At 60.4% G+C, this 25,806-nt stretch carries 28 protein-coding genes; 14 read left to right on the top strand and 14 right to left on the bottom strand.

Going from position 1 to position 25,806, the window contains the following annotated elements; translation table 11 throughout:
- Positions 1 to 73 precede the first annotated feature (73 nt).
- The 5 genes from AB5I78_RS15175 to AB5I78_RS15195 are packed head-to-tail and all read left to right on the top strand — an operon-like array spanning position 74 to position 6,519.
- Positions 74 to 1,699: an APC family permease gene (locus AB5I78_RS15175; RefSeq protein ID WP_145160967.1), complete on the top strand. Its 1,626-nt coding sequence runs from the start codon at positions 74 to 76 to the stop codon at positions 1,697 to 1,699.
- A gap of 12 nt (positions 1,700 to 1,711) precedes the next feature.
- A complete protein-coding gene (locus AB5I78_RS15180) occupies positions 1,712 to 2,638 on the top strand; it encodes a 4-hydroxyproline epimerase (protein WP_369302940.1) in 927 nt (308 codons plus the stop codon).
- A 38-nt stretch (positions 2,639 to 2,676) separates the two neighbouring features.
- Positions 2,677 to 3,624: a dihydrodipicolinate synthase family protein gene (locus AB5I78_RS15185; RefSeq protein WP_145160971.1), complete on the top strand. Its 948-nt coding sequence runs from the start codon at positions 2,677 to 2,679 to the stop codon at positions 3,622 to 3,624.
- Positions 3,625 to 3,684: 60 nt separating this feature from the next.
- Positions 3,685 to 5,256: an aldehyde dehydrogenase (NADP(+)) gene (locus AB5I78_RS15190; protein ID WP_369302941.1), complete on the top strand. Its 1,572-nt coding sequence runs from the start codon at positions 3,685 to 3,687 to the stop codon at positions 5,254 to 5,256.
- A 3-nt stretch (positions 5,257 to 5,259) separates the two neighbouring features.
- Positions 5,260 to 6,519, top strand: coding sequence for an NAD(P)/FAD-dependent oxidoreductase (locus AB5I78_RS15195; protein ID WP_369302942.1), 1,260 nt, complete (start codon positions 5,260 to 5,262; stop codon positions 6,517 to 6,519).
- Positions 6,520 to 6,541: 22 nt separating this feature from the next.
- Here AB5I78_RS15195 and AB5I78_RS15200 read toward each other — a convergent pair whose 3' ends face one another.
- From AB5I78_RS15200 to AB5I78_RS15225, 6 genes are all read right to left on the bottom strand, one after another.
- A complete protein-coding gene (locus AB5I78_RS15200) occupies positions 6,542 to 7,456 on the bottom strand; it encodes an ADP-ribosylglycohydrolase family protein (RefSeq protein ID WP_369302943.1) in 915 nt (304 codons plus the stop codon).
- A 50-nt stretch (positions 7,457 to 7,506) separates the two neighbouring features.
- Positions 7,507 to 8,490 carry a GlxA family transcriptional regulator gene (locus AB5I78_RS15205; protein WP_369302967.1) on the bottom strand — a complete coding sequence of 328 codons (984 nt, stop codon included), beginning with the start codon at positions 8,488 to 8,490 and terminating at the stop codon, positions 7,507 to 7,509.
- 438 nt (positions 8,491 to 8,928) lie between these two features.
- Positions 8,929 to 9,537: a LysE family translocator gene (locus AB5I78_RS15210; protein ID WP_369302944.1), complete on the bottom strand. Its 609-nt coding sequence runs from the start codon at positions 9,535 to 9,537 to the stop codon at positions 8,929 to 8,931.
- Positions 9,538 to 9,942: 405 nt separating this feature from the next.
- Positions 9,943 to 10,407, bottom strand: coding sequence for a hypothetical protein (locus AB5I78_RS15215; protein ID WP_369302970.1), 465 nt, complete (start codon positions 10,405 to 10,407; stop codon positions 9,943 to 9,945).
- A 234-nt stretch (positions 10,408 to 10,641) separates the two neighbouring features.
- Positions 10,642 to 11,163 (bottom strand): DUF1993 family protein, encoded by a 522-nt coding sequence (locus AB5I78_RS15220; RefSeq protein WP_369302945.1) that lies wholly within the window; start codon positions 11,161 to 11,163, stop codon positions 10,642 to 10,644.
- 32 nt (positions 11,164 to 11,195) lie between these two features.
- On the bottom strand, positions 11,196 to 11,906 hold the full coding sequence (locus AB5I78_RS15225; RefSeq protein ID WP_369302946.1) for a CerR family C-terminal domain-containing protein: 711 nt from the start codon (positions 11,904 to 11,906) through the stop codon (positions 11,196 to 11,198).
- Between the two features lie 98 nt (positions 11,907 to 12,004).
- Between AB5I78_RS15225 and AB5I78_RS15230 the strand changes: the two genes are divergently transcribed.
- The 7 genes from AB5I78_RS15230 (at position 12,005) to AB5I78_RS15260 (ending at position 19,126) form a co-directional block, all read left to right on the top strand.
- Positions 12,005 to 13,114: an HlyD family secretion protein gene (locus tag AB5I78_RS15230; protein WP_369302947.1), complete on the top strand. Its 1,110-nt coding sequence runs from the start codon at positions 12,005 to 12,007 to the stop codon at positions 13,112 to 13,114.
- A complete protein-coding gene (locus tag AB5I78_RS15235; RefSeq protein WP_369302948.1) occupies positions 13,107 to 14,672 on the top strand; it encodes a DHA2 family efflux MFS transporter permease subunit in 1,566 nt (521 codons plus the stop codon). The genes AB5I78_RS15230 and AB5I78_RS15235 overlap by 8 nt, the downstream gene beginning before the upstream one ends.
- On the top strand, positions 14,669 to 16,090 hold the full coding sequence (locus AB5I78_RS15240) for an efflux transporter outer membrane subunit (RefSeq protein ID WP_369302949.1): 1,422 nt from the start codon (positions 14,669 to 14,671) through the stop codon (positions 16,088 to 16,090). Before AB5I78_RS15235 ends, AB5I78_RS15240 begins: the two co-directional genes overlap by 4 nt.
- Before the next feature lie 63 nt (positions 16,091 to 16,153).
- Positions 16,154 to 17,059: a transcriptional regulator GcvA gene (gene gcvA / locus AB5I78_RS15245; protein WP_145160993.1), complete on the top strand. Its 906-nt coding sequence runs from the start codon at positions 16,154 to 16,156 to the stop codon at positions 17,057 to 17,059.
- A 74-nt stretch (positions 17,060 to 17,133) separates the two neighbouring features.
- Positions 17,134 to 17,961, top strand: coding sequence for an EamA family transporter (locus AB5I78_RS15250; RefSeq protein WP_369302950.1), 828 nt, complete (start codon positions 17,134 to 17,136; stop codon positions 17,959 to 17,961).
- A 38-nt stretch (positions 17,962 to 17,999) separates the two neighbouring features.
- Positions 18,000 to 18,761, top strand: a complete 762-nt coding sequence (locus tag AB5I78_RS15255; RefSeq protein ID WP_369302951.1) for a glucose 1-dehydrogenase — start codon at positions 18,000 to 18,002, stop codon at positions 18,759 to 18,761.
- Positions 18,762 to 18,868: 107 nt separating this feature from the next.
- Positions 18,869 to 19,126, top strand: a complete 258-nt coding sequence (locus AB5I78_RS15260; protein WP_369302952.1) for a hypothetical protein — start codon at positions 18,869 to 18,871, stop codon at positions 19,124 to 19,126.
- A gap of 29 nt (positions 19,127 to 19,155) precedes the next feature.
- Here AB5I78_RS15260 and arr read toward each other — a convergent pair whose 3' ends face one another.
- Positions 19,156 to 19,572: an NAD(+)--rifampin ADP-ribosyltransferase gene (gene arr / locus AB5I78_RS15265; protein WP_369302953.1), complete on the bottom strand. Its 417-nt coding sequence runs from the start codon at positions 19,570 to 19,572 to the stop codon at positions 19,156 to 19,158.
- A 636-nt stretch (positions 19,573 to 20,208) separates the two neighbouring features.
- Between arr and AB5I78_RS15270 the strand changes: the two genes are divergently transcribed.
- Positions 20,209 to 20,532, top strand: a complete 324-nt coding sequence (locus AB5I78_RS15270) for a hypothetical protein (RefSeq protein WP_145161003.1) — start codon at positions 20,209 to 20,211, stop codon at positions 20,530 to 20,532.
- Between the two features lie 182 nt (positions 20,533 to 20,714).
- Here the strand turns inward: AB5I78_RS15270 and AB5I78_RS15275 are convergent, their stop codons facing one another.
- The 7 genes from AB5I78_RS15275 to AB5I78_RS15305 all read right to left on the bottom strand — a co-directional run bounded on the left by AB5I78_RS15275 (position 20,715) and on the right by AB5I78_RS15305 (position 24,844).
- Complete coding sequence (locus tag AB5I78_RS15275; RefSeq protein WP_145161005.1) at positions 20,715 to 20,894, bottom strand: hypothetical protein; 180 nt, start codon at positions 20,892 to 20,894, stop codon at positions 20,715 to 20,717.
- Positions 20,895 to 21,276: 382 nt separating this feature from the next.
- Positions 21,277 to 21,603 carry a hypothetical protein gene (locus tag AB5I78_RS15280; protein ID WP_369302954.1) on the bottom strand — a complete coding sequence of 109 codons (327 nt, stop codon included), beginning with the start codon at positions 21,601 to 21,603 and terminating at the stop codon, positions 21,277 to 21,279.
- Positions 21,604 to 21,792: 189 nt separating this feature from the next.
- Positions 21,793 to 22,293: a hypothetical protein gene (locus tag AB5I78_RS15285; protein WP_369302955.1), complete on the bottom strand. Its 501-nt coding sequence runs from the start codon at positions 22,291 to 22,293 to the stop codon at positions 21,793 to 21,795.
- Positions 22,294 to 22,712: 419 nt separating this feature from the next.
- Entirely contained in the window at positions 22,713 to 23,552 is an 840-nt protein-coding gene (locus tag AB5I78_RS15290) for a DUF5677 domain-containing protein (protein ID WP_369302956.1), read from the bottom strand.
- Positions 23,553 to 23,836: 284 nt separating this feature from the next.
- Positions 23,837 to 24,235 (bottom strand): AbiV family abortive infection protein, encoded by a 399-nt coding sequence (locus AB5I78_RS15295; protein WP_369302968.1) that lies wholly within the window; start codon positions 24,233 to 24,235, stop codon positions 23,837 to 23,839.
- Between the two features lie 71 nt (positions 24,236 to 24,306).
- Positions 24,307 to 24,516 carry an AbiV family abortive infection protein gene (locus AB5I78_RS15300; protein WP_369302957.1) on the bottom strand — a complete coding sequence of 70 codons (210 nt, stop codon included), beginning with the start codon at positions 24,514 to 24,516 and terminating at the stop codon, positions 24,307 to 24,309.
- Between the two features lie 25 nt (positions 24,517 to 24,541).
- Positions 24,542 to 24,844, bottom strand: a complete 303-nt coding sequence (locus tag AB5I78_RS15305; protein WP_369302958.1) for a hypothetical protein — start codon at positions 24,842 to 24,844, stop codon at positions 24,542 to 24,544.
- Between the two features lie 105 nt (positions 24,845 to 24,949).
- Here AB5I78_RS15305 and AB5I78_RS15310 point away from each other — a divergent pair, with 105 nt between their 5' ends.
- Positions 24,950 to 25,609 (top strand): TIGR03747 family integrating conjugative element membrane protein, encoded by a 660-nt coding sequence (locus tag AB5I78_RS15310; RefSeq protein ID WP_370004770.1) that lies wholly within the window; start codon positions 24,950 to 24,952, stop codon positions 25,607 to 25,609.
- The last annotated feature ends 197 nt before the right edge of the window (positions 25,610 to 25,806 follow it).

Below are 25,806 nucleotides of genomic sequence, written 5' to 3' on the forward strand. Positions count from 1 at the left end.
ATCGCCACGCCCTTGATGCGTTCAGGATAACGCTACTACCTGCCTATCCAATAACTCACAAGAAGGCGCCGCCATGTCTGCTCAAGGCAAGTTCAAGAAACAACTTTCACTGATGGACCTGACCTTTATCGGGCTGGGCGCCATCTTCGGTTCGGGCTGGCTGTTTGCGGCCAGTCACGTCTCGGCCATCGCCGGGCCGGCGGGGATTTTTTCCTGGCTGATCGGTGGTTTCGCCGTGCTGCTGCTGGGCATCGTCTATTGCGAACTCGGCGCCGCCCTGCCCCGTGCCGGTGGCGTGGTGCGTTACCCGGTGTATTCCCACGGCCCGCTGTTGGGCTACCTGATGGGCTTTATCACGCTGATTGCGTTTTCAAGCCTGGTGGCGATTGAAGTGGTCGCTTCGCGCCAATACGCCGCGGCCTGGTTTCCCGAACTGACCAAGGCCGGCTCCAGCGACCCCACCACCCTGGGCTGGCTGATGCAATTGGCGCTGTTGTGCCTGTTCTTTGTCCTTAACTACCGCAGTGTGAAGACCTTCGCCATCGCCAATAACCTGGTGAGCGTGTTCAAGTTCATCGTGCCGCTGCTGGTGATTGGCGTGCTGTTCACCTTCTTCAAACCAGCGAACTTCCAGGCCCAGGGTTTTGCCCCGTTCGGCCTGTCGGGCATCGAGATGGCGGTGTCGGCCGGCGGCGTGATTTTTGCCTATCTGGGCCTGACGCCGATCATCTCGGTGGCCAGTGAAGTGAAGAACCCGCAACGCACCATTCCCATCGCGTTGATCCTCTCCGTGCTGCTCTCGACGGCCATCTATGTGCTGCTGCAAACCGCGTTCCTCGGCGGCGTGCCGACCGAGATGCTCGCCAATGGTTGGGCGGGGATCAGCAAGGAACTCGCACTGCCTTATCGCGATATCGCCCTGGCGCTGGGTGTGGGCTGGCTGGCGTACCTGGTGGTGGCGGATGCGGTGATCTCGCCCAGCGGCTGCGGCAATATCTACATGAATGCCACGCCGCGCGTGGTGTATGGCTGGGCGCAGACCGGCACGTTCTTCAAGATCTTCACGCGTATCGACGAGAAATCCGGCATCCCGCGCCCGGCGCTGTGGCTGACCTTTGGCCTGTCGGTGTTCTGGACCCTGCCGTTCCCCTCCTGGGAAGCGCTGATCAATGTAGTGTCGGCCGCGCTGATCCTAAGCTACGCCGTCGCCCCGGTGACCGTCGCCGCGCTGCGCCGCAATGCACCGGGCATGCCACGGCCGTTCCGGGTTAAGGGCATGGCGGTACTCGGCCCGCTGTCGTTCATTATCGCCGCGCTGATTGTGTACTGGTCTGGCTGGAGCACCGTGTCGTGGCTGCTCGGCCTGCAAATCCTGATGTTTGGGGTGTACCTGCTGTGCGCACGCTGGGTGCCGACTGCGCACCTGAACATCAAGCAGCAAGTGCGCTCATCGGCGTGGCTGATCGGCTTCTACGCGGTGACCCTCCTGCTCTCCAAACTTGGCAGTTTTGGTGGCCTCGGCGTGCTCAGCCACCCGTTTGACACGCTGATCGTCGCGGCCTGCGCCTTGGGCATTTATTACTGGGGCGCGGCCACCGGCGTGCCTGCCCACCTCGTGCGCCTGGAACACGAAGACGACGAAAGCGAAGTCGCCAACGAGCCCCGGCACAGCACGCTTTTGTCCCCGGCCACCCACTGAATGGAGCGTTTTATGAAACGGTTGCACGTGATCGACTCCCATACCGGCGGCGAACCCACGCGCCTGGTGCTGGACGGCTTTCCCACGCTGACAGGCAGCAGCATCGCCGAGCAACTGGAGAACCTGCGCACCGAGCACGACCTGTGGCGCCGCGCCTGCCTGCTGGAACCGCGCGGCAATGATGTGCTGGTCGGCGCGCTGTACTGCGAGCCGGTCACTCCGGGTGCAACGTGCGGGGTGATCTTCTTCAACAACACCGGCTACCTCGGCATGTGTGGCCACGGCACCATCGGGCTGGTCGCCTCGTTGCACCACTTGGGGCGCATCGAGCCCGGCGTGCACAGCATCGACACGCCGGTCGGCCCTGTAGCGGCCACCCTGCACGAAGACGGCGCCGTGACCCTGCGCAACGTGCCCGCCTATCGCCATCGTCACCACGTGGCGGTGGACGTGCCAGGCCATGGCGTGGTCCACGGCGACATTGCCTGGGGCGGCAACTGGTTTTTCCTGGTCTCGCAGCACGGGCAAACGCTGGAGATGGGTAACGTCGACGCCCTCACCGACTACACCTGGACGATGCTCAAGGCTTTGGAAAACCAAGGCATCCACGGCGCCGATGGCGCGCTGATCGACCATGTCGAACTGTTCGCAGACGACGCCAACGCCGACAGCCGCAATTTCGTGATGTGCCCCGGCAAAGCCTACGACCGCTCGCCGTGCGGCACCGGCACCAGCGCCAAGCTCGCGTGCCTGGCCGCCGACGGCAAGCTCGCGCCCGGCGCAATCTGGGTGCAAGCCAGCATCACCGGCAGCCAATTCGAAGGCCGCTATGAATGGGACGGCGAGCGCGTACGCCCGTTTATCACCGGCCGCGCCTACATGACCGCCGACAGCACCCTGCTGATCGACACGCAGGACCCTTTCGCCTGGGGCATCTGAGCCCCGATTTTTACTGAACGCTGCAAGGAGTTAAAACAATGAGCGACAACATTTTCACCGGTTGCATCCCCGCGCTGATGACCCCGTGCACGCGTGAGCGCACGCCGGACTTCGACGCCCTGGTGGCCAAGGGGCGCGAGCTGATCGATATCGGCATGAGCGCCGTGGTGTACTGCGGCTCCATGGGTGACTGGCCGTTGCTCACCGAGGCCCAGCGCCAGGAAGGTGTGGCGCGCTTGGTGGCTGCCGGTGTGCCGACCATTGTCGGCACGGGTGCGGTGAACAGCCGTGAGGCCGTGGCCCACGCAGCGCACGCGGCCAACGTCGGTGCCCATGGCCTGATGGTGATCCCGCGCGTGTTGTCACGCGGTGCGTCGGCCACCGCGCAAAAGGCGCACTTCTCGGCCATCCTCAATGCCGCGCCAAACCTGCCGGCGGTGATCTACAACAGCCCGTACTACGGTTTTGCCACCCGCGCCGACCTGTTCTTCGAACTGCGCCGCGAACACCCCAACCTCATCGGTTTCAAGGAATTCGGCGGCGCTGCCGACCTGCGTTACGCGGCTGAAAACATCACCTCCCAGGACGATAACGTGACCCTGATGGTCGGCGTCGACACCCAGGTGGTGCATGGCTTCGTCAACTGCAACGCCACCGGCGCCATCACCGGCATCGGCAATGCGCTGCCACGCGAAGTGCTGCAACTGGTGGCCCTGAGCAAGCAAGCCGCCAAAGGTGACGCCAAGGCGCGGCGCCTGGCCCGCGAACTGGAAGCGGCGCTGGGCGTGCTGTCCTCCTTCGACGAAGGCTGCGACCTGGTGCTGTATTACAAGCATTTGATGGTGCTTAACGGTGACCAGGGTTACGCCCTGCACTTCAACGACACCGACGTGCTCAGTGATGCGCAGCGGCGTTATGCCGAGCACCAGTACGCGCTGTTCCGCCAGTGGTACGCCAACTGGTCGGCCGAACAGAACCTCGCCTGAGCCCTTGCGCGCCGCTGTGCTTCTCACAGCGGCCAACCCTCATTTTTCCAGGACGACCCCATGACTCTGACGGGCAAGATGCTGATCGGTCAGCAAGCAATTTCCGGCCATCGCGAAGCGATTCGGGCCATCAATCCCGCCACCGACGCGCCACTGGAACCGGCTTACGCCGGCGGCAGTCGTGAGCATGTCGAGCAGGCGTGCGCCCTGGCGTGGGCTGCGTTCGACACCTATCGCGAAACCTCGCTGGCCGAGCGCGCCGGCTTTCTGGACGTCATTGCCGACACTATCGAAGCCCTCGGCGATGAGTTGATTGAACGCGCCATGGCCGAAACGGGCCTGCCGCGCCCGCGCATCCAGGGCGAACGCGGCCGCACCTGCGCGCAGTTGCGTAGCTTTGCGCGCTCCGTGCGCGCCGGTGAATGGCTGGGCGTGCGTGTCGACACCGCGCAGCCCGAGCGCCAGCCGTTGCCACGCCCAGACTTGCGTCAACGGCAGGTGCCACTGGGACCGGTGGCCGTGTTTGGCGCGAGCAATTTCCCCTTGGCGTTCTCGGTGGCGGGCGGTGATACCGCTTCGGCCCTGGCGGCCGGCTGCCCGGTGGTCGTCAAGGCACACGGTGCCCATCCCGGCACCAGCGAACTGGTCGGACGCGCGGTGGCCCAGGCGGTGAAGGCCTGTGGTTTGCCCGACGGGGTGTTTTCACTGCTTTACGGCGCGGGCACGGACATCGGCATCGCGCTGGTTACCGACCCGCGCATCAAGGCCGTGGGCTTTACCGGTTCGCGCACCGCTGGCATCGCATTGACCCAGGCGGCGCAGGCGCGGCCGGAGCCGATCCCGGTGTACGCCGAGATGAGCTCGATCAACCCGGTGTATTTGTTTCCTGCCGCGTTGCAGGCACGTGGCGAAGCACTGGCGCAGGGGTTTGTCGCGTCGTTGACTCAGGGCGCCGGGCAATTTTGTACCAACCCTGGGTTGGTGATTGCCGTCGCAGGCAGCGCACTGGATGCTTTCATCGCCAGCGCAACGCAGTTGCTGCGCGGTTGCGCGGCCCAAACCATGCTGACGCCGGGCATTTTCCACGCCTACCAAAGCGGCGTGAGTACGCTGGCCGAACATGCCCGGATTGCAGCAACAGGTCAGGCCGCCGACGGCCCCAACCAGGGGCAGGCGCACCTGTTCGTCGCCCCGGCCCACGACTTTTTGCGCAATCAGCACCTTCAAGCAGAAGTCTTCGGCGCCGCATCGCTGGTGGTGGTGTGCGCCAGCGAAGATGAAGTCCGCCAGGTCACGGAACACTTGGAAGGCCAACTGACGGCCACACTCCACTTGGACGATACGGACTTGGCACGTGCCAAAGCCTTGCTGCCGGTGCTTGAACGTAAGGCCGGGCGCCTGCTGGTCAACGGCTGGCCCACGGGTGTGGAGGTGTGTGACGCCATGGTCCACGGCGGGCCCTTCCCTGCCACCTCGGACTCACGCAGCACCTCGGTGGGCACGGCGGCGATCCTGCGGTTCTTGCGCCCGGTGTGCTACCAGGACTTCCCCGATGGTTTGTTGCCTTGCGCGCTGCAACAGGGCAACCCGTTGCAGTTAAGGCGTTTGCTCGACGGTCAGAGAGAGGCCTAGGCCATGTCCGATTCCAACACCGCAGACACCGTCATCATCGGCGCCGGGATTATCGGCGTGGCCTGCGCGTTGCAATTGGCGCGTCAAGGCCGGCGCGTGGTGGTCATCGACCCGCAGCAGCCCGGTATGGGCGCCTCCTATGGCAATGCCGGGCACCTGGCGACCGAACAGGTGTTTCCGATTGCCGACGTGTCGATCCTCAAGCGCCTGCCGGCGATGCTGATGGACCCCATGGGCCCGCTGCGCCTGGACTGGAAATACCTGCCGCGCGCACTGCCCTGGTTTGCGCGCCTGCTGCTGAACCTGCGCCCGGCGCGCTACCGGCGCACGGTCGCAGGTATTCGCGCGCTGAATGAAGCCAGCCTGGCGGCGTGGCAACGGTTGTTGCAGAGCATCGACCGGCCACAGTTGTTGCGTCCAGACGGTTCCTTGCTGGTGTTTGAGCGCGCCGCGTCAGCTGAGGCGATCGATGCATTGCGCCTGCGCATGCAGCAGCAGAACGTGGCGGTGGAATTCTGGCCAGGCGAGGCGATACGCCAGGTGGCGCCGCAACTGAGCGAGGCTATCCGAGGCGGCCTGTTTTTCCCCGGCACCGGGCATTTTATTGACCCGTACACCGTGGTCTGCGCACTGGTGAGCGCCGCTCAGGCCAGTGGCGTGCAGTTTGTGCAACAGCGCGTGCTGGATGGGCGGGTGGATGGCGCCGGTGTGTCGCTGATGACCGATCAAGGCGTCGTCACCGCGCGCCAGGTGCTGATCGCCTGCGGTGCTCACTCGGCCAGACTCACCGCGGCACTCACGGGTAAAACAGTGCCGTTGGACACCGAGCGCGGCTATCACTTGATGCTGCCAAGGGAGCAGCACCGCCTGCCGTTTGCCGTCACCTCGTTTGAGCGCAAGTTCATCATGACGCCCATGAGCGATGGCTTGCGCCTGGCCGGCACCGTCGAATTCGCAGGGCTCGAGCGCCCGGCGAATATGCAGCGTGCCTGGCAATTGCACCGACTGAGCCAAGGGCTGTTCCGTCAGGACCTGAACGCGCAGGACGCGACCGCCTGGATGGGGTTTCGCCCTTCCCTGCCCGACTCATTGCCGATCATTGATCGGCTGTGCGACGGCAAGGTGTTGCTTGCCTTTGGGCACCAGCATTTGGGCTTGACGCAGGCAGCGGTGACGGCGGAGATCGTCGCGCAACTGGCCGCCGCACACCCCTCGCTGTCCGGGCTGCCCACGCTTGCGCCCTATCGACTGGGGCGATTCTGAGCAACGCTCCCGGGTGCGGGCCTCAGTGGCCTGCCCTGGAGGCGTCTGATAAGGCATCCGCCATCTGTTGAATCTCTTCGCGCATCCATAATTTTTCCAGCCAGCCTGCGGGAATGCCTTGGACGCCATAGTAGGCGCCCGCCAACTGGCCCACGATGGCGGCCGTGGTGTCCGCATCGTCACCCAGGTTTGCAGCGGCGAGCACGGCATCGGCAAAGCTGTCGGTGTGGTAGAAGCACCAGAACGCGGCTTCCAGCGAGGCAACCGAATAGCCGGAACCGGCAATCTCGCCACGCGCCTTGTTACGGTATTCGCCGGCGGCGATAGCCAGCACTTTGGGCGCCGTCAGCGCACCGTCCGAGACGCGCAACACCTCGTCTTTGGGCATGCCGCTCAAGGCCTTGCAAAGCGCCTGCGCGAGCACCACACAACACTCGATGGCCTCTGGAGCCGCGTGGGTTGTGCGTGAACTGTCGATGGCAAATGCGCGCACACGTTGCAGGTTCGGGAAAAAGAACAACACCACAGGCGCGAGGCGCATCATCGAGCCATTGCCGGCCGAATACGGGTGTGTAGAACCGGCAAATGGGTCGCCATGCTGCTGGAAAGCCGCCAAGGCCTCGCGCACGGTCATGCCGATATCAAAGCAGTCTCCCGTGGCACTCAAATAGCCCCATTGCCACCAGTTCAGGTAACGGCCCATCTGATCCTTCGCATCAAAGCCGCCCTTGCTCAGCAGGCTTTCGGCCAGGCACAGGGCCATCGATGTGTCGTCCGTCCACTGGCCAGGCTTCAGGCTGAACGGCCCGCCTCCGACCATGTCCGTCACGGCGGCAAATGTGCCACGGGGCATGAACTCAACCGTGGTGCCGACCGCGTCGCCACAGGCCAGCCCAAGCAGGCTGCCCCGGTAGCGGTCTGACAGTGTTATAGGCATCGGTACTCCTTGATAAAACGTCGTCCAGATAGAAATTCAACGCGCGCAGACTACTTGACCAGCCGCTTCTCCTTGGAGGGGCGATAGCCGAAATACGCGCTGTAACATTTGCTGAAATGGCTCGGCGAGACAAAACCGCACGCCACCAGTACGTCCACTTGGGACAGTTCGGTGTGCTGCAACAAGCGCCGCGCCTCGGTGACCCGCAGTTCCATGTAATAGCGCTGCGGCGTGGTGCCCAGTTGTTCCTTGAACAGCCGCTCCAGCTGACGGCGTGAACGACCGGCGTAGACGGCCAACTGGTCGAGTTCCAGCGGTTCTTCAAGGTTGGCGTCCATCAGCTTTACCACTTCACGCAGCGGCGCACTGACGCAGACATTTTCCGTGGGTTTGATGCGTCGGTAACGCGACTCCTCGAACGCCAGAATGTCTTCAATGCCCTCGACCAGCGCCTTGCCGTGCAGACCCTTGATCCAGTCCAGGGCCATGTGAAACGCGCCTGAGGGGCTGGATGCCGTCAGGCGGTCCCGGTCGATCACATAGGGCTCGCTGGTCACTTGGGCGGCCTTGGAGACCTCCGCCAGCGCCGGGCGATGTTCCGGGTGGATGGCGCAGCGATAGCCCTGCAGCAGGCCGGCGCGGCCGAGAAACCAGGCGCCGTTCCACAACCCGGCAAGGGCGACAGCCAGTTCGGCGGCGCTGCGTAACAGCTGGCTGAATTCGTCATCGGCCTTGAGTTCGGTACGAAAGCCGCCGCACACCACCAACAAGTCCAACTGCGACAACGCCGACACGTCCAGGCGCGCATCGGGACGGATCACCAGGCCCAGGTCGCTGATCACCTCGCCGTCGCCACAACCAAACGTACGGGTGGCAAACAGTTCGGGACGCAGCAGGTTGGCGGTGATCAGCGTGTCGAGGGTCTGGGTGAATGCGGGCAGGGAGAAGTGTTCGAGCAGCAGGAAGCCCACACGGGTAACCGGCGGCCGCTGCTGGGGGGAGTCATTCAGGTAGCGCAGGTTCTTGCCTTGCATGCCACCGCTGAATTGGCGTCTTTCCATCGAGGGTTGGCCCACGCTTATTGTTGATGCAGTGGGCGCTATCTTAGGGGCAAATGCAGGCGCTGTCCCTCGGCATTCCCCAGGCGTGGTGCCTGGGCGTGCGGTTGCCCCGGCGGCGCTGTTGAACGCCAGCCGCGTGCCTGATCTTTAGAAACCCGCCCGCCTTCCAGGCCAGCTGCCGGGCAGTTGCGGGGCCATCTGATACGGTTTTTTCTTTACTATCTGCGTCTGTATCGAAAACGCCTCGAGGCGGACAATGGCGCCAACCCGACATTCCTGTCGCTCCCTTCCCTTCGGAGGCCTTATGACCAAGATGGCACTTTTCCTGTTCGGCTTTTTGGTGTTGACCATCGGCATCGGCTTGCTGGCGACCATCTCGCCCGTGTGAGTGCGTCACCGTCTCGAACTTTATCAACTCGCAAAGAGCATCGGGTACAGCGACACCACCAGCAGCCCGGCCATCGACACGTTGAACAGACGCAACCAACGCGGTTCACGCAGCACAGTGCGCAGGCCAGTGCCGCAAACCACCCAGACACACACGCTGGGCAAGTTGACCACCGCAAACACCAGGGCAATCACCAGCACGTTGGTCACATAGCCCTCGGCCGGCGTGTAGGTGGTGATCGCCCCCAACGCCATGATCCACGCCTTGGGATTGACCCATTGAAACGCCGCCGCCCCGAGGAAGGTCATGGGTTTGCTGTGTTCGTTGTCGCTCTCGGGCATACCGCCAGAGGTTGCAATCTTCCACGCCAGGTACAACAAGTAAGCCGCGCCCACATACCGCAACAGGGTGTAGGCCCACGGAAATACCTTGAACACTTCGCCCAGACCGAGCCCCACCGAAATCACCAACAGCATAAAGCCGATGCTGATTCCCAACGCGTGGGGCATCGACCGGCGAAACCCGAAGTTCACGCCCGAGGCCAGCAGCATCGTGTTGTTGGGGCCGGGTGTGATCGAGGACACGAAGGCAAACAGCACGAAGGCTGAGAGCAGGCTGGTAGACATGAACATGGCGCGGCATCCAGACGGCGGTGGTATGCCTGCGACAGTAATCGGTTGCGGCCCTGGCTGCCCCGTACAGCTGGGGGCGGATCGAGGAATACACTTTGGCGTTGTCGAGAAACTCGCGGGGGATAGGTCCACCAGACCCACACGGCCACGCTGGCAAGTACGCCGACGATCACAAGCATCAAGGTTTCTCCGGCAGTGGCGAGTGGAGTGCTTTCACTGACCGGTATAGTTGCTCACGTTGCTTGAATCTGCGCTGAACGCATCACACAAGGCCAAGCGATGAGTGTCGCCACAGCGCCGTGATTGAGTTGCGGGTATTGAGTGAGACTGACCGCCGGTCAGGCAGAAAACGGTCCCCACTGACGCGCCGGGAACCGTTTTGGGCGTGGCTGACAACCTGCGGTCTCAGTTCTGCGGCCGTTGCTTGGTCGAGTCCAGTTCGGCTTTTTTAGCGGTGGAAATTTCAGTGATCTGCGCAGACTTGGCGATGGCCATGTCAAACGTGTCCTGCATGGTGGCGATGGCATCGGTCGCCGTGCCCTTCAGCCCGCCATTGGCTGCCCAGTCGAAGTTCCACACGCCGGACAGGTTGTCGGCGCCGGCCACGTCGTGGGTTTCGATGGCGGTGAATACATCCGGGTGTTTTTCCATGTACTTGGCAGCGTCGGAAACGTTCGCTGGCACCTTGCCTGAGGCATTGCTGGCCAGTTGCGACAGCTCCTGCTTGGTGATGGCCGACTTGCCCGTCTGGCGCATGTAATCGGCAACGACCTTGCTGGACTTGGCAATGTTCAACTTGTCGTCGAAAGACGACGGCGAGGACTTTGGCGTGTTCGACCCGCCAGACGCGGGCGTTACGGTAGTAGACATCGGCGCTGCTCCCTCAATGGAACGAATGAAATCGTCGTGCTGACGATACCCCGATGCGGACGTTAGCATGGGCAAAGGGCCATTCCCCATGCTTCACAACATTTCACAACGGCTGGCCGATTTTCGCAGCATCTGGGCACAGGTCATCCGCAAAAAAACGCGGCGGCAGACCACTCGTACAGCACGTGTCGACACTGCGCAGAACCCCAATCGCCGCCGCCCTTAGTGCTGCGTTCAGCCCTGACGCACATACGCAAACATGTGCGGCACATAGTCCGCTTTGCCCAGCGGCACGCCGTTATGGCGCAGGATGTTGTAGGCGGTCATCAGGTGAAAATAGAACTGCGGCGTGGCCCAATTGACGGCGTATTCGTTGCCGGTCATCTGGAAGGCGATACCACCGGGGAGTTCGATGGCGATGGATTCATCCGCCCGACGCTCAATCACGCTGCGATCAGCGCCGGCGAGCACTGCCAGCGTTTGGTCGATCAGTGCGAGCGCCTCAGCCATCGAAGTCGGTGCCTGCAGCGTCGACAGCGGCTGCCCGCTTAGCCGGTCGACCGCCTCGCGCGCCTGGGTGCAGGCGTAGCGAACCTGAGTCGCCAGGGGGTGCATGTCGGGTGCCAGGCGTGAATCGAGAAGAACTTGCGGTTCGAAAGCCAGCGCTGCAGCGTGAGCGTCACCTTTGGCGAGCAGGCCTTTGAGCGAGTTCAGCATCTGGGCGAAGCAGGGAATGGTAATGGTATAGAGCGACATCGTTGCGTCCTCGTCTGGGATTGAACATCACATCACGTAGCGATCACGCCGCGTTGCTTGACCAGGCCTTCGAGGGTAAACCGGGCCTGCATCAGCACCACGTCGCGCACCAGTTCCATTTCCTTCTGGTTGACCTCGGCCCACTTCAACGCCTCAAGCAGCTTGGGTTTTTGCACCCGGAATGCCAGGCCCTGGGTGAACAGTGCCATCGAGTGAATCACGGTGCGCTCGTCCTCCACCGCAAAACCGGCCAGGCGCGCGATCAGTTGGCGTATAACCCGGCCAATGCGCGCCTTGAAGCGATCCTCAAAGGCGGTTGTCGCGCTTTCTGGACACAGGCCGGCCTGGTGGCGGTCAAGAAACGCACGCCAGGCGGTGGTTTGCGGGCTGTCCTGGATGGTGGAAACCACCGTACCGAGGATGCCCAGCGACACGTCGATCAGGGTTTTATCGTCCGAGGCCTGATCAGCCAACGCGCATTCGGCGGCCTCCACGCACGGCGCCATCTTGCGCCACAGCAGTGTGATCAAGTGCTCGACACACTCCAGATAGATGCCTTCCTTGCCGTCAAAATAGTACTGAATCGCCGGCGCGTTGACGCCCGCGGCCGTGGCGATGTCGCGGGTCGACGCGCCGTCGTAGCCGCGCTCGCCAAAGACCACGACCGCCGCGTCGACAATACGCGCGCGGGTTTCTTCACCACGCTGATAACCACCCTCGGCGGCAGGTTTATGTCGTGCCATGTGCAGCTCCTTTCGAATACCGGACCAAAATATACCAGTTGACAAAAATTCGCGAAAAATAGAATTTATTCCATCTGTTATAAATCTGGAGTGACCCGATGTCCGCTGCACCTCCCTCGCCTCAGGTCATTCCTGAAGACACCGTCAACCGTCAACGCGGCAAGGCTCGACGGATACTGCTGACCATCGCCACCGTCGCACTTGTGGGTGCTGTGGGTTGGGCTGCCTGGTGGTGGCTCACCGGACGTTTCATCCAGACCACCGACGACGCCTACCTGCAAGCCGACAGCATCAGTGTGGCGCCCAAAATCAATGGCTACGTGGCCCAAGTGCTGGTCAGCGACAACCAGGACGTAAAGCGCGGCGATGTGCTGGTGCGCCTGGATGCGCGCAAATACCAGGCCGTCAGCGATGAAGCCTCGGCAACAATCGCCGCGCGCACGGCCGACTACGCCAAGGCCCAGGCCGACCTGGTGCAGCAGGACTCGGCCATCGCCGAAGCCCGCGCGCAGTTGCAAGGCGCCGAGGCCGATGCAAAACACGCACAGACCGAAGTCGCGCGCTACGCCCCGCTGGCGCGTTCAGGTGCCGAGCCCGAAGAGCGCCTGGCGCAGTTGAATAACCAGTTGGCCCAGGCCCGCAGCACCGTGGCGGCCAAACAGGCTGCCTTGCGCTCCAGTCAGACCCGCTATGGCACGCTTGAAGCGCAGCTCAAACAAGCCCAGGCGCAACTCGGCGTGGCCAAGGCCAGCGAGGCGCAAAGCCAACTGGACGTGGATGACGCAGTGATTCGCAGCCCGCTGGACGGGCGCGTGGCCGACCGCGGCGTACGTGTCGGTCAATATGTGCAGCCCGGCACTCGCTTGCTGACAGTGGTGCCGATCAGCGCGATTTACCTGACCGCCAACTACAAGGAAACCCAGATCGGCGACATGCGCCCCGGCCAATCCGTCAGCGTGCACGTGGACGCGCTGCCAGGGCGTGATCTGCAAGGCCATATCGACAGCCTGTCTCCGGGCACCGGCGCGCAGTTCGCGCTGCTGCCGCCGTCGAATGCCACCGGCAACTTCACCAAAATCGTGCAACGCGTACCGGTGCGCATCTCGCTGGACATACCCGATGAGGTGCGCGCGGCGTTGATGCCTGGCCTGTCGGCAACCGTTGACGTCGACACCCGCACCCATGCCGCGGACGCCAATCATGGCTGAAGCGCTGATGGCCGAGGCCGCAGAAAAACCGCGCAACGCCTCGCTGACCGACTGGATCGCCGTGGCTGCCGGCGCACTCGGCGCCCTGTTGGCGACGCTGGACGTGTCGATCACCAACTCGGCGCTGCCGCAGATTCAGGGGCAAATCGGCGCGACCGGCACCGAAGGCACGTGGATCGCCACGGGCTATCTGATGTCGGAAATCGTCATGATCCCCCTCGCCGCCTGGCTGACCCGGGTGTTCGGCCTGCGCCGGTTCCTGATCGGCACGGCGTTGATGTTTACTGCGTTTTCGATGTTCTGTGGCCTGTCCTCAAGCCTCGGCGCCATGATCGCCGGGCGCATCGGCCAGGGGTTCGCCGGCGGCGCGATGATTCCCACCGCGCAAACCATCGTGCGTACGCGCCTGCCGCCGCACCAGCTGGCCATCGGCACCACGATGTTTGGCATGACCGTGATCCTCGGCCCCTTGCTCGGCCCGGTCATCGGCGGCTGGCTCACGGAAAACATCAACTGGCGCTGGTGCTTCTTTCTCAATCTGCCCATCAGCATCGCCCTGATCACCCTGCTGATCACCGGTCTGCCAAGCGAGCGCATGAACCTGCAACGCTTCATCAGTGCCGACTGGTTGGGCATCCTCGGCCTGGCCATGGGCCTGAGTTCGCTGACGGTGGTACTGGAAGAAGGCCAGCGTGAGCATTGGTTCGACTCGCTGCTGATCACGTGGCTGAGCATCGCCACGGTGATCGGCTTTTTCCTGATTGCTGTGGGGCAGTTGCGCTCGAGTACGCCGATCGTGCGACTGCAGCTGGTGCTGAACAAAAGCTTTGGCAGCGTGCTGTTGATCGGTACCGCCGTGGGCGCCGGGATTTATGGCACGGCGTATCTGGTGCCGCAGTTCCTGGGCATCCTCTCGGGCTACAACGCGCAGCAGTCCGGCGCGATCATGTTGCTGTCGGGCATACCGGCGTTTTTGCTGATGCCCATTTTGCCGCGCATGCTCGGCCGTTATGACCTGCGCTGGATGGTCGGTGCCGGCCTGTTGCTGTATTGGGCCAGCTGCTTTGTCGACACCCAACTCACCACCAAGAGTGTCGGGCACGACTTTGTCTGGTCGCAGCTATTGCGTGGTTTTGGGCAGATTCTGGTGATGATGCCGCTCAGCCAACTGTCGATGCGTTCGGTCGAGACCCGTGACGCCGGGGACGCCGCCGGGCTTTACAACATGTCGCGCAACCTGGGCGGCACCATCGGCCTGGCCTTGCTCGGCGTGCTGATGGACCGGCGCAGCCATTTTCATGACGACAGGCTGCGCGAAGGCATCCAGGCCAACAGCCAGTTGGCGCAAGACCACATGGCCAGCCACACCGCCAGCTACCTCGCGCAAACCGGCGATGGGTCGACGGCGCAGTTGCAGGCGTTCGCACAACTGGCCAATGACATTGCGCAACAAGCCTCGGTGATGGCCTACAACGACTCGTTTTATGTACTGGGACTCGCGATGCTGGCGTGCCTGCCCCTGATCTTCATCCTGAAAAAGCGCACGGTACAACGATGATTCCTCGCACCCTTCCCCTCTTGCTGACTGTCGGCCTGTTGTCGGCTTGCACCGTCGGCCCGGACTACCACGGTGCCCCCGACGTCGCGCCAAAAACCCTGGCGGCCGGGCACCTGCCGCACGCTGACAGCGCATCGGCAAGCACTCCCGGTGTCGCGCAGTGGTGGCGAACCCTGGGCGACGCGCAATTGAACCAGCTGGTGGAGCAAGCCCTGCAAAACAGCCCGGACATTGCCACGGCCCAGGCGCGCCTCAAGCAGTCCCGCGCAAGCCTCAGCGGCGCGCAAGCCAACGCGATGCCCAAGGTCACCGGGGATGCCGCGATGCTCAAACTGCGCTCCCCGGACACCTCCGCGCTGGGTGGCAGCAATGGCGGTGGCCGCGGTCCGTTGAGCCTGTACCTCGCCGGTTTCGATGCCAGCTGGGAGGCCGACCTGTTTGGCGGCACACGCCGTGCAGTCGAAGCCGCCCAGGCCGAGGCCGACGCCTCCCAAGCCCAGTTGGCTGACGCCCAAGTGCAATTGGCTGCCGAAATAGTGCAGGCCTACACCGACCTGCGCGACCAGCAAGCACGCCTGGCATTGGTCGACGCCAGCGTCGGCATCGAAAACCAGGCCCTGGACCTCACCCAGCAACGGCGCGAACGCGGCGTGGCCTCGCAACTGCAACTGGAGCAGGTACTGACACAGGCCCAAAACACCCAGGCGCAACGCCTGCCGCTGCAAGCCGCCATCGTCGAATCGCTCGACCAGCTTGGCCTGCTCTGCGGCCTGGAACCCGGCGAGCTGGACAGCCAACTGGCCACCGCGCAGCCCCTGCCCGCTATCCCGGAGGCGGTGCCGGTCGCCGACCCGGCCGCACTCTTGAAGGCCCGCCCGGACATCCGCATCGCCGAACGCAAACTGGCATCGAGCAATGCCCAGATTGGCGAGAAGACCGCAGACTGGTTTCCCAAACTGAGCTTGATGGGCGACCTGTCGTTCTCGGCCGGTGACCCTGGTCACCTTGCACGCAAGGACAACGGCACCTGGTTGATCCTGCCTCGGATCACCTGGAACGCGCTGGATTTCGGCCGTGTTGCCGCCAGCGTCAAAGGGGCAGAGGCTGGACGTGACGAGGCCCTGGCCAACTATAAAAGCGTGGTGTTGAGTGCCTTGCGCGATGCCGACGTGGCGTTGGCGCGTTATGGGCACCAGCGCCAGAACGTGCTGCTGTTGCGCACGGTGGAATCTTCCGCAGTGCGTGCAGCCGACCTGACGCGTCAGCGTTACCGTGCAGGTACCGCGAGTACGCTGGATTGGCTGGATGCGGAGCGCACGCGCTATCAGGCACAAGAAAGCCGGATCTCCGCGGACGCAGAGCTACTGAAGGATTTTGCGTCGCTGCACAAGGCGCTGGGGCTGGGATGGACACGGTGAGCGGGCGATTGGCGGCAAATCAACTACCATGAGCCTTCATTCATGGCCACCGGCTTGCATCCGATGAGAGACTTACCGCCCACCGCCACCTTGCGCGCCTTTGAGGTTGCCACACGGCATGCCACCTTCACCTCGGCTTCGCAGGAATTGCATGTCACCCAAAGTGCTGTCAGCCATCAGTTAAAACACCTCGAAGCGATTTGGGGTTTGGAGCTTTTTCAGCGCGGCAAGTCGCTGACATTGACACCCGCCGGCGCCGCGCTAGCGCCGATCGTGCGTGAGTTTTTCATGAACCTGCAAGCCACCCTGTCTGACCTTCGGGAGCACAAAGGCCGGGTGCGCCTCAAGGTCAGTACCACTTACTCCTTTGCGCTCAAATGGCTGCTTCCCAGGTTGCCGAGTTTGTCGCAGCAGCACCCGGAAATTCTGATCACGCTGGAGACCAGCGACAAAGCCATCACCTTTTCCAGCAGTGAATCTGACGTGGCGATCCGCCTGGGCAATGGCAATTATCCGGGTCTGCATTCGGAGTTTTTGCTCAGGGAACAGATTTTCCCCGTGGCCAGCCCCGATCTCCTGCACCGCTTTGGCCTGCCACAAACGCCTGCGCAGTTATTGCGTTACCCATTGCTGACGCGCGACGGCGCAGACCTGGTGCCGAAGTGGGAGGCCTGGTTCCAGCATGTCGGCACGGGCATCGCGGCGCTCAAGGAAAGTGTGCGGTTTGCAGACACCAACATGACCATCGAGGCTGCGCTGCTGGGCCAGGGCGTCGCGCTTGCGCGCAGCGGGCATGTCGAAGCGCAGATCCGCGACGGCAGTTTGGTCAGGCTGTTTGATGTGCCGTTCGACTCCCCGGTGGCCTACTATTTTGTCTGCCCAAAAGGCATCGAATCGCAGCCCCACGTCGTCAGTTTTCGTCACTGGCTGATGGAAGCGTCACAGCAGGCTCAACTGAGTTACCGCTAAAACATGAACGTTTGCTCATGCCAGGATGAGGGGACTTCGCTTTAGTGCAGGCGCGCCGTTGCTTAGGATGGCGCATGCCTTTTCATATCGTTTTGCTCATTCTGTTCGCCGCCCTCCTGCACGCCAGCTGGAACGCGCTGCTGCGTGGCGGCGCCGACAGGTTGTGGGCGATGACGGTGATGTGCCTGGCGGTGGCCACTGCCAGCGTGCTCATCGCGCCGTTCCTGGCGCCGCCCGCCCGGGCCAGTTGGTGCTACGCCGGGCTGTCGGCGGTACTGCATGTGGGCTATAACCTGTTTCTGGTACGCAGCTACAAGGTTGGCGACCTGGGGCAAACCTATCCGATTTCCCGCGGTTCCTCGCCTATTCTGATCGCCCTCAGCGCTGCGGTTTTTGTCGGGGAAGCAGTCACCGGCGCTGCGCTGCTGGGCATTGCGCTGGTGTCTGGCGGCATCATTTCCCTGGCGTTCAATAAACGCAGGCTTGCCGTTCCCAGCCTGCCGTACGCATTGGGCACTGGGGTTTTTATTGCGGCTTACAGCGTGACCGACGGCATTGGCGCACGGCTGTCTGGCGCGCCTCTGGCGTATACCGTGTGGATGTGCGCGTTGTGGGGCGTGTTGATGCCTCTGGTGTATATCGGTTTACGCGGGACGCGCAGTTTGTTCAGCTGGCGGCCCGGTGTCGCGACGGCTTTGGGCGGCGGACTGGTCTCGCTGCTGGCCTACGGGATCATCATCTACGCCATGTCCACTGCGCCCATGGGCGCGGTGTCTGCATTGCGCGAGACCAGCGTGTTGTTTGCCGCGCTGATCGGTTATTGGTTTCTCGGCGAGGCATTCACGCTGCGCAAGTTTCTGGCCTGCGCGGTGATCGCGCTCGGCACTGTACTTATCGGCTGAGGCCGTCCATTGCTGTTGCACAGTGAGGTTTAAGCGTTATGAGCACCCTTCCCCAGGCCCCTGTCATCCTGATTACCGGCGGCAGCCGCGGCGTCGGTGCGGCCACCGCGCGACTGGCCGCCGCGCGCGGCTACGATGTCGCGATCAGCTACGTGTCCGACCAGGCCGCCGCCCTGGTCGTGGCGAATGACGTGAAAGCCGCCGGACGGCGAGCGCTGGCGGTCCGCGCCGATAGCGCAGAGCCGGAGCAGGTCGCGGCTTTATTCGCCGCGATTGACCGCGAGTTCGGCCGTATCGATGTGCTGGTCAACAACGCGGGCATACTCGGACCACAATCGCGCCTCGAAGACCTCGACTTTGCACGCATGCAGCGCATCTTCGCGGTCAATGCCATCGGCCCGATGCTGTGTGCGCAACAAGCGGTCACACGCATGTCCCATCGCCATAACGGCCGCGGCGGCGTTGTAATCAACGTATCCTCGGGCGCGGCCCGGCTTGGCAGTCCGAACGAATATATCGACTACGCTGCCTCAAAAGGCGCCCTGGAGACGTTCACCACCGGCTTCGCCAAAGAAGTTGCGCGAGACGGCATCCGCGTCAACTGCATCCGCCCCGGCCATATCTACACCGACATGCACGCCAGTGGCGGAGAGCCGGGTCGGGTGGATCGGGTCAAGGACTCAATCCCCATGGGCCGCGGCGGACAACCCGAAGAAGTTGCACGGGCTATCCTGTGGCTGGCGAGCGATGAAGCGTCGTTCATTACCGGCACGTTTCTTGACGTCACCGGGGGCAAGTGAGGGCAGGACGCACGGGATTTCATGAGGTATTTGGTAATCCCCAGACCTGGCTGAAAGAGGGATGGGGTGAATGGATTGGACTTCTAGCAACGTCAGGTAGGTATCAGATGGAAGAATTGATGCAGGGGCTCGATGGGCTCAGGACTGCGCAGCAAGAACTGTTTTATGACCTTGAAGATGCGGCGGCTGTTATCGGCTGGTCAGTGGTTGAACTGACGGCCATGGCCGGCACTGGCAGGACGCCGGACGAAGCGGTGGCGTTGATGAAAATATGCACGTTGCTGAGAGCCCAGCAGGGGAAAATTGGCCTGTATGCAGATGAGGTCAAAGCGCAGCGTATCACCAGGTCCGAGGCCCAGGCTTAGTCGCTATTCAACGCGCAGGTACCGGTCCATCAGTCGAGGATGACATCGCCGCCCTCGGCCCTTAAACGGGCAAGATTGTCCTTCATTTGCTGCAACCGCTCTGGCGAATGCCCTTGCCACTGGGTCACTTCGGCGACGACCCGCAGTGGATCGCGGGAGCGATAGGACAGCGTCGGATTGCCGGGAAACTTCTTATCCGTGACGTTGGGATCGTCCACGATCGGGCCCGTGGGCTCTACGACATAAATGCGTTCGCGCTCATCGCCAAGTGCCAGTTCGGCCCCCCAGATAGCGGCGTCCAACGTGCCCGCAAAATAGACCCAGGACAGCGCACGCCCTTCGGTGAAATTGGACGGATAACCAACGCGGATCATGTCTCCCGGCTCGAGGTCAGCCCGAGTGCCGTGAAAGAACTGTCGCGTAAACATGCTGGCGGCATTTGACATGGGCTCGCTACTCCAAGGATGCGTGGTGCCAGGCCCGCCCGTCTGCAGAGCAAGGCATGCCCTTCTTGTAACTGACAGTCAAACGCCTAAGCAACCTTACGAGGACAGTCCAGCCCCCTGCCGTCAGCCTTGCAATGCAGATAATCGCTCCACAGCCTGAACGCCCGTTGCTGCCTGGCAAATGCCGCCTGCCATTGTTCACCGCCAATTTGCTCAACGGGCGTCGCCATCATCTGCTCCGTTGCCAGGTCCAGTTCTTCTACGAGCTGGCGCCCGTTAGGCATATCCAAAATTAGAGATCGCATAGCTACCTGTCTTATTTGTTCTGTAGATCGACCTCTGTATCCCTTTGATAGTGCGTGGGTTCCGACGAACGGTTACATTTTCTTACAGGTTCAACTGCGAGGGTTCGCAGGCGATGACAGTGCGGGGGTCACCGGCGAGACACACAGACAAGCAATGGAGACTGAGAGGCAAGAGATTTCTCTCTGGAACTTTTTGTAACATTTTATAATTGACGCTTGTTAACAGCCATCGCGAAACAGCAGCGCAGGTTTATCACTTGCGCTGTTAATTGACGATAGCTGAACCGCATAAGCGCTTAATTCACGTGTTATAGGCAAAAGGATAAGGAACATGTCACTGCACAAGTTATTTGCACTGGTCATCACTGTGGCATTGTTGGGCGGCTGCAATGCGCTCGCAGGCAAGACCAACATGTTGAGCGATGATGACGTGAAATCGCAAAGCGCCGGCGCACTGGGCTACGCCCCTGCGGACCTGACTATTGTCAATCGTCAAACCCAGGGCACCAATACCTACGTATTGCTGAAAACCAACGATAACAAGCAATTCAACTGCATTATCAACGGCGGCAATATCTTGACCTTCGGCATGTCCAACCCGCCCTCTTGCGCGAAAAAAGGCGAGCAGATAAAGAGCGGGCCGTTTGGGGGATAACTGTCACGCCAACAACAATGGCGTGATCAAATCGGCTCTCGCTGTCAGTCTTTTTATAGTGCAGCGTCGGTGTAAATCGCGTCACTTGCTTCCATGACTGATAAAGGAACGGATCTATTTAGTTGAATAGAGCCGTTCCTTTTTTACTTTGAAAGTTGCCTCGCGTTGTCATCAGGTGACGTTTACCCGATGCATTCGTGAATAACCGCGCCCGCGCGGCGCAATTCATCCAGATACGCCTCGGCGTTCGCAAGTAGCTGGGGCTTATACGACCCGGCGGAAAACGGAAAACCGCTATTGAGGCCCAGCACGGCTGACAGCGAAAGCACCACGCTCAGGCCGGTCGCCAGCTGCAAGGGCATACGGGGCTGTCGCTCGCGAAACCGCTCGATGGCAGTACGCCCAACGATGCCCGACCTACCGGCAAACACTATGTGCTTTGTGGTCATTGATCCGGATGACAAGGCTGAGCGCAGTCAATTTTAAGGCAATAAAAAACCCCGTAGACGTTAATCTACGGGGTTTCTAAGAGTGGAGGCCGAGGTCGGAATCGAACCGGCGTAGGCGGATTTGCAATCCACAAATTTCCAATTATTTATCAATAAGTTATCAAAAAATCTATTCCGCATCGCAAAGATGTACACGTGGCTGGAGCCCTCTTGAATCGGGAGGCTTTATTTCGGTTGCGGAATGGATTTTCCAGCCCAGCGGATGGCTGGGCTTGGGTGTACCTGGTGCGATTTCCTAGCTGTTCCAAACCTTCCATAACGGCTGCGATGTTTCACACGCTGTGATCCAGTCGCCGATTTCCTGAATCATTTGCTGGGCTCGCTCCTCGTCGATGTCGTCACTGTCTAACTGCCTCCAGACGAAGCCTAGAAACGTGCCCACTCCTTCGGGAAACTTTACGTTATCCTGGTTGAGATTCATTTCTAGAATGGGTGCGCCTTCGTAATCAGTTTCACCATTAATCGCCTGATGTGAAATGTGCCAGCCAGTGTCGGTCTTTTTGACTCGGAGTGACGTGTTTGCTGACCAGCGACGTGTTCTATAAGTAAGCTTGAATTCCATGGTTCTCTCCTTTGTTAGGGCCCAAACGTTCAACGGGTGGCATCTGCCACCAAGCTATGGGCGATGCAGCCAATTTTCCGTTGTTGGTGGAGCTGGTGGTAGACGGGGTGGCTTGTCGCCCTGGATGACAGCAGCCAGCAAGCATATGGGCGCGCTAGCCGCTATTTTCCGTTGCCCATCGTGGCGCCCTTACCTCATGCAGTCGCGGCGAGATTCCGGGCTTACCTCGCAAATCTCCTTGCCGTCTTTGCCCAGTTTTAAGAAGTACTCGACCCGTCCCTCTCCTTCTACGATCTTGGTACGTGAGACGACCACGTCGCCAGGACCGCTCCAGCTCGTCCCGAAGTAATGGCCATCGACGTAAACCACTCGACCGTATGCGAAAAACTTTGCCCTTGGCGTCTCGCCCTGTAGAAGGGCTACCATATCGAGAGTAAAGATCGAGGACGAGTTGGCGCCAGTATGCGCCTCTATATACGCCAGATTGCGCAGCTCGTCGTATCCGCCGATATGGAAGTCCTCGACCTTAAGCTCAGGGTCCATCGCAGTCGATACCATGACAAGCCTTTGGATAGCATCTCCTTCTGCCTGGATCAGAACAATCGCAGCTTCTGTATCTCCGTCGTCAGGGCGCAGCTTGTTTGCGGCGATCAGCGCAACGTTGCTCAGGGGATGAATGCCGGATGTCATCGTCAAGCCTTGGCCGGCAGCCGCTTGGGACACGTCTTCTCCCAGGTAACAGAGTCGGTCTCGGTAAGTATTCAGGATGTCAGCGCCAGGTCCGTGAAGCGGCATGTTAAGGCTAAGGCGACCCATGCGATCCAAGTACTCATAGATAGAGGCACAATCCAGCCTCACCTTATCCGGCGAAGCCAAAACTGGTCCAGCTGCTAGGACGGCGGCGGGGAGCAGGCAGCAGGCAGCAGGCGAATGCTTTGAGCATGATTTTCCTATGAATTGCAAGCATCCAGCAGCTTCGGAAGGTTGCAAATCTGCGCGTCCCCATCTTGCCGCTCGGGATAATCATTGAAGGTGGTGCGAAGCCGTTTGCCCGTTCGAATCTGCGGCAACAATTCGTCCAACGCTTTCTGCCGTGTGTAAGCGATTTCCTATTTACTTCGACGGTCAAGGCGTTGGCTTCGAATAGCCGCGCTGTGCGTTTTTTCAAGTGGGTGGGGGACTTTATCGAATCGGTCCACCACCTCATTAATTTGGCCCGCGAACTGCTCCAGCTTGAGTAACTCTGCAACCCCAACTGCAACAGGAATGGCTCCATAAAGACAGTAATAGAGTGACGCTGCGATCTCGTCAGGCCCACCTGCACCGACTTTGTAGTTCCAATACTTTCGGCCCTCGTGAGGCTCAATGAAATGATCGAGGGATGTGGCTGATACATGTCCAGCGTCATCAGAGAGCACCTGGTAGGTAAAGTACGCGGGCTCCAAAGCCCCCAGCGCGGCTACCGCTTTGGGACTCATGATGCTAAGTGATTTCTCAAGTTGATCTATCGCTGTCTGCAGCGTTTTCCGCGTACCAGGGTCAGTGCTGTGGGTATGCAGGGTTAGGTAACGGTTACGACGGCTCTTCAAGTGATCGTCCCGAAGCATCTGCATAAACGTGGCCTTGTCTCCACCCATCGCAGCCACCGCGAGACTTACTTCAATGACAGATCGTGCCATAGCGCGGCATTCGACATACATGCCTCGTTCGGCCATCAGGAGTGCCCCTTGGTAGAAACCTGCCGCTCGCATTAGCAGACGCACTAGCACCGCATCATCCGCCATCGAACTCGTGTGTACGGTGTTTAGCGACTCTTGCGCCATCGCCATCATCAGTTGGTTCACGTCTTTCGCTAAAGCAAAGAATCTTTCGTTGGCTTGCAAGACGATAGGTACAAGCTCGTCTGCTTCAGAACTGAGAAATCCGGCTGGAGGAAGCTCCCATTGCATACGCCACGCCTCAAAAAATGCATTGATCGACGACCCCTTTGTGTTCCGGGGTGCCTTTTCCTACCTAACGCTGCTTAGCCAGAATCTGAGACTTTCGCTCGCCGGTGATTTCTCGGGTGTTGATTAGGCCGCTGGTGACTTCACTGCCCGCCGCGTGTCCACAGTTAGGACAATTGATGTACTCACGATCCTTGCCTCCAGGAAACCCACCACTGTGATGGATGGCTTCGAACACGGTCGGGCACTTTGTACAGATGTAAATATCATTCATGGATTTTTCCGCCTTACCTTGGACCTAAAACGAATTCTTCCATCTTGTTGTGGCCTTCATCTTGGAAGCCTTCGACCTGCATGGCACTGTAGCAGTTAACCAAGGCTTGCTTCATTCCCTGGAAGTCTTTGTTCCAAACCGGTTTCAAGTGCTCAACCCATAGCTGGATTTCGCGCTCGGTTACTGGCGACCGTTGACTGAAAAGTTTGGCGGAGTTCACCAGAGCAGTGGCAAGTTCTACGTCGATGACATCGGCGGGGACTGACCAATGAGCTCCCGCACCTAGGCAATCGGTGTAGAAGCCCAGCTGCTTTACTTGATCCAATACATTCGGATGATCGGAGGCATCATCGTAGATTGGACGTAGATCACTAAGGTGCTTCGCACCCTTTGCTACTAGATCAGCGAAAATCCAGTGACAGTTCTTGCTTGTGTGGGATCGTTACCTTCTCCACTCCAACTTCAATGCTTTGTCATCTACCGTTAAGACGATAGCTCTGAGGATGGAAGCTTTTCCAGATTCTTCGATGGCAAGAGCAGAAGGGATGCAGCGGTAGCATAGCTTCCCGCGTCCAACAGGGTCTGGGCATCAGTCGCCAATCGGCGGGCATTGGCGTTTGACGCATTGATTCCTTCTGCGATCTGGGCGCAATCCAAAAGCCCTTTGTAGGATTCCAGTTTGGTTTGCTTCATAGGTATTCAGTCATCCATGACTTTCCTACTTATTTTTACGACCTGAGCGTGCAGCACTCCAGATTTCTATTTGTACCCCGCACGCTTCAAACTCACTCACCAAGTGCTTCTTATCGTCTGGCAGCATGACGACGCTGCCCTTTTTGAACTGCTGCATCTGATGGGTAATGCTCATTTGCTGAGCGTTAGCCTGACTGATCTTAGCTTTGCTGATGACGTCGAGCAGTTCAGCCGGAACAGATGCTGGAATTGTATAAAGCTCATCGCGGTAGGGTGTGCCAGTCAGGGCTTCAAATTCCTCAATTGCTTCAAGATAGATGCTATTCATAGAGCCTTCTTCGTTCTTGAGGACGCGAAAGCCGCATCCTTACACTGCCAAAGCCCGCGACTCGGCAGGCTTGTGGATACTGCGACTTTTCATTTCTTGGGAGTGATGTTCGGCTCCTTGCTCGGCGCCATCGTCGTTGAATGGCTGTGCATGTACACGTTCTGGCCGGATGCCGGCTGGAAACATGCTCAGCAGATGTTCCAACACGAACTGGGTTGGCTGTCCCAGGATCTGCTGCACAGCGTTGTCATCAAAGAACCGGGGCGTACGGCAACCTGGCTGGCACAAACGGTCTATGACTGGCTGATGGTGAAAACCGGCATGCAGCACAACATAAATGCACTGACACAGTACGCTCGCTCAACATCACCACAACAAACGGGAACCTTGAACCTTCGCTACGAACTCGGTCGGGCGATGATCAAATTTCAGGACTATGGCTTAGCCGCTTTATACACAGTGCTGACCTTCTGTGTGCGAATGGTCATTCTGGCGTTGACGATTCCACTGTTCGCACTGGCGGCGTTCACTGGCTTGGTCGATGGCCTGGTGCGGCGTGATCTACGAAAATTCGGATCCGGCCGCGAGTCAAGTTACCTGTATCACAAAGCCCGGGGGACGATCATTCCGCTGACGATCGTGCTCTGGACGGTCTACCTGGCCATCCCCATCAGCATCAGCCCGCTTTTGATTCTGTTGCCCTGCGCCCTGCTGTTGGGTGTGTCCGTTTACATCACCGCCTCAAGCTTCAAAAAATACCTTTAGGAGCTGCCCATGCAGTGGACTCAAGAACAGCAGCCCATCATCCATTCCACGGCTGACAAGTTGATCACTTGGACGAACGGATTTGAACCAATGCGCCTCACCAACTCCAGGTGATGCGCAGCTAGCGACAGACGATATATAATAACAGTAACTCAGTTTCTCTAGCTGAGTTGATGTCCGCAAAGTCAGAAGTCGGC

Source organism: Pseudomonas sp. N2-3-1-14, from assembly GCF_041228395.1.
Lineage (GTDB): Bacteria > Pseudomonadota > Gammaproteobacteria > Pseudomonadales > Pseudomonadaceae > Aquipseudomonas.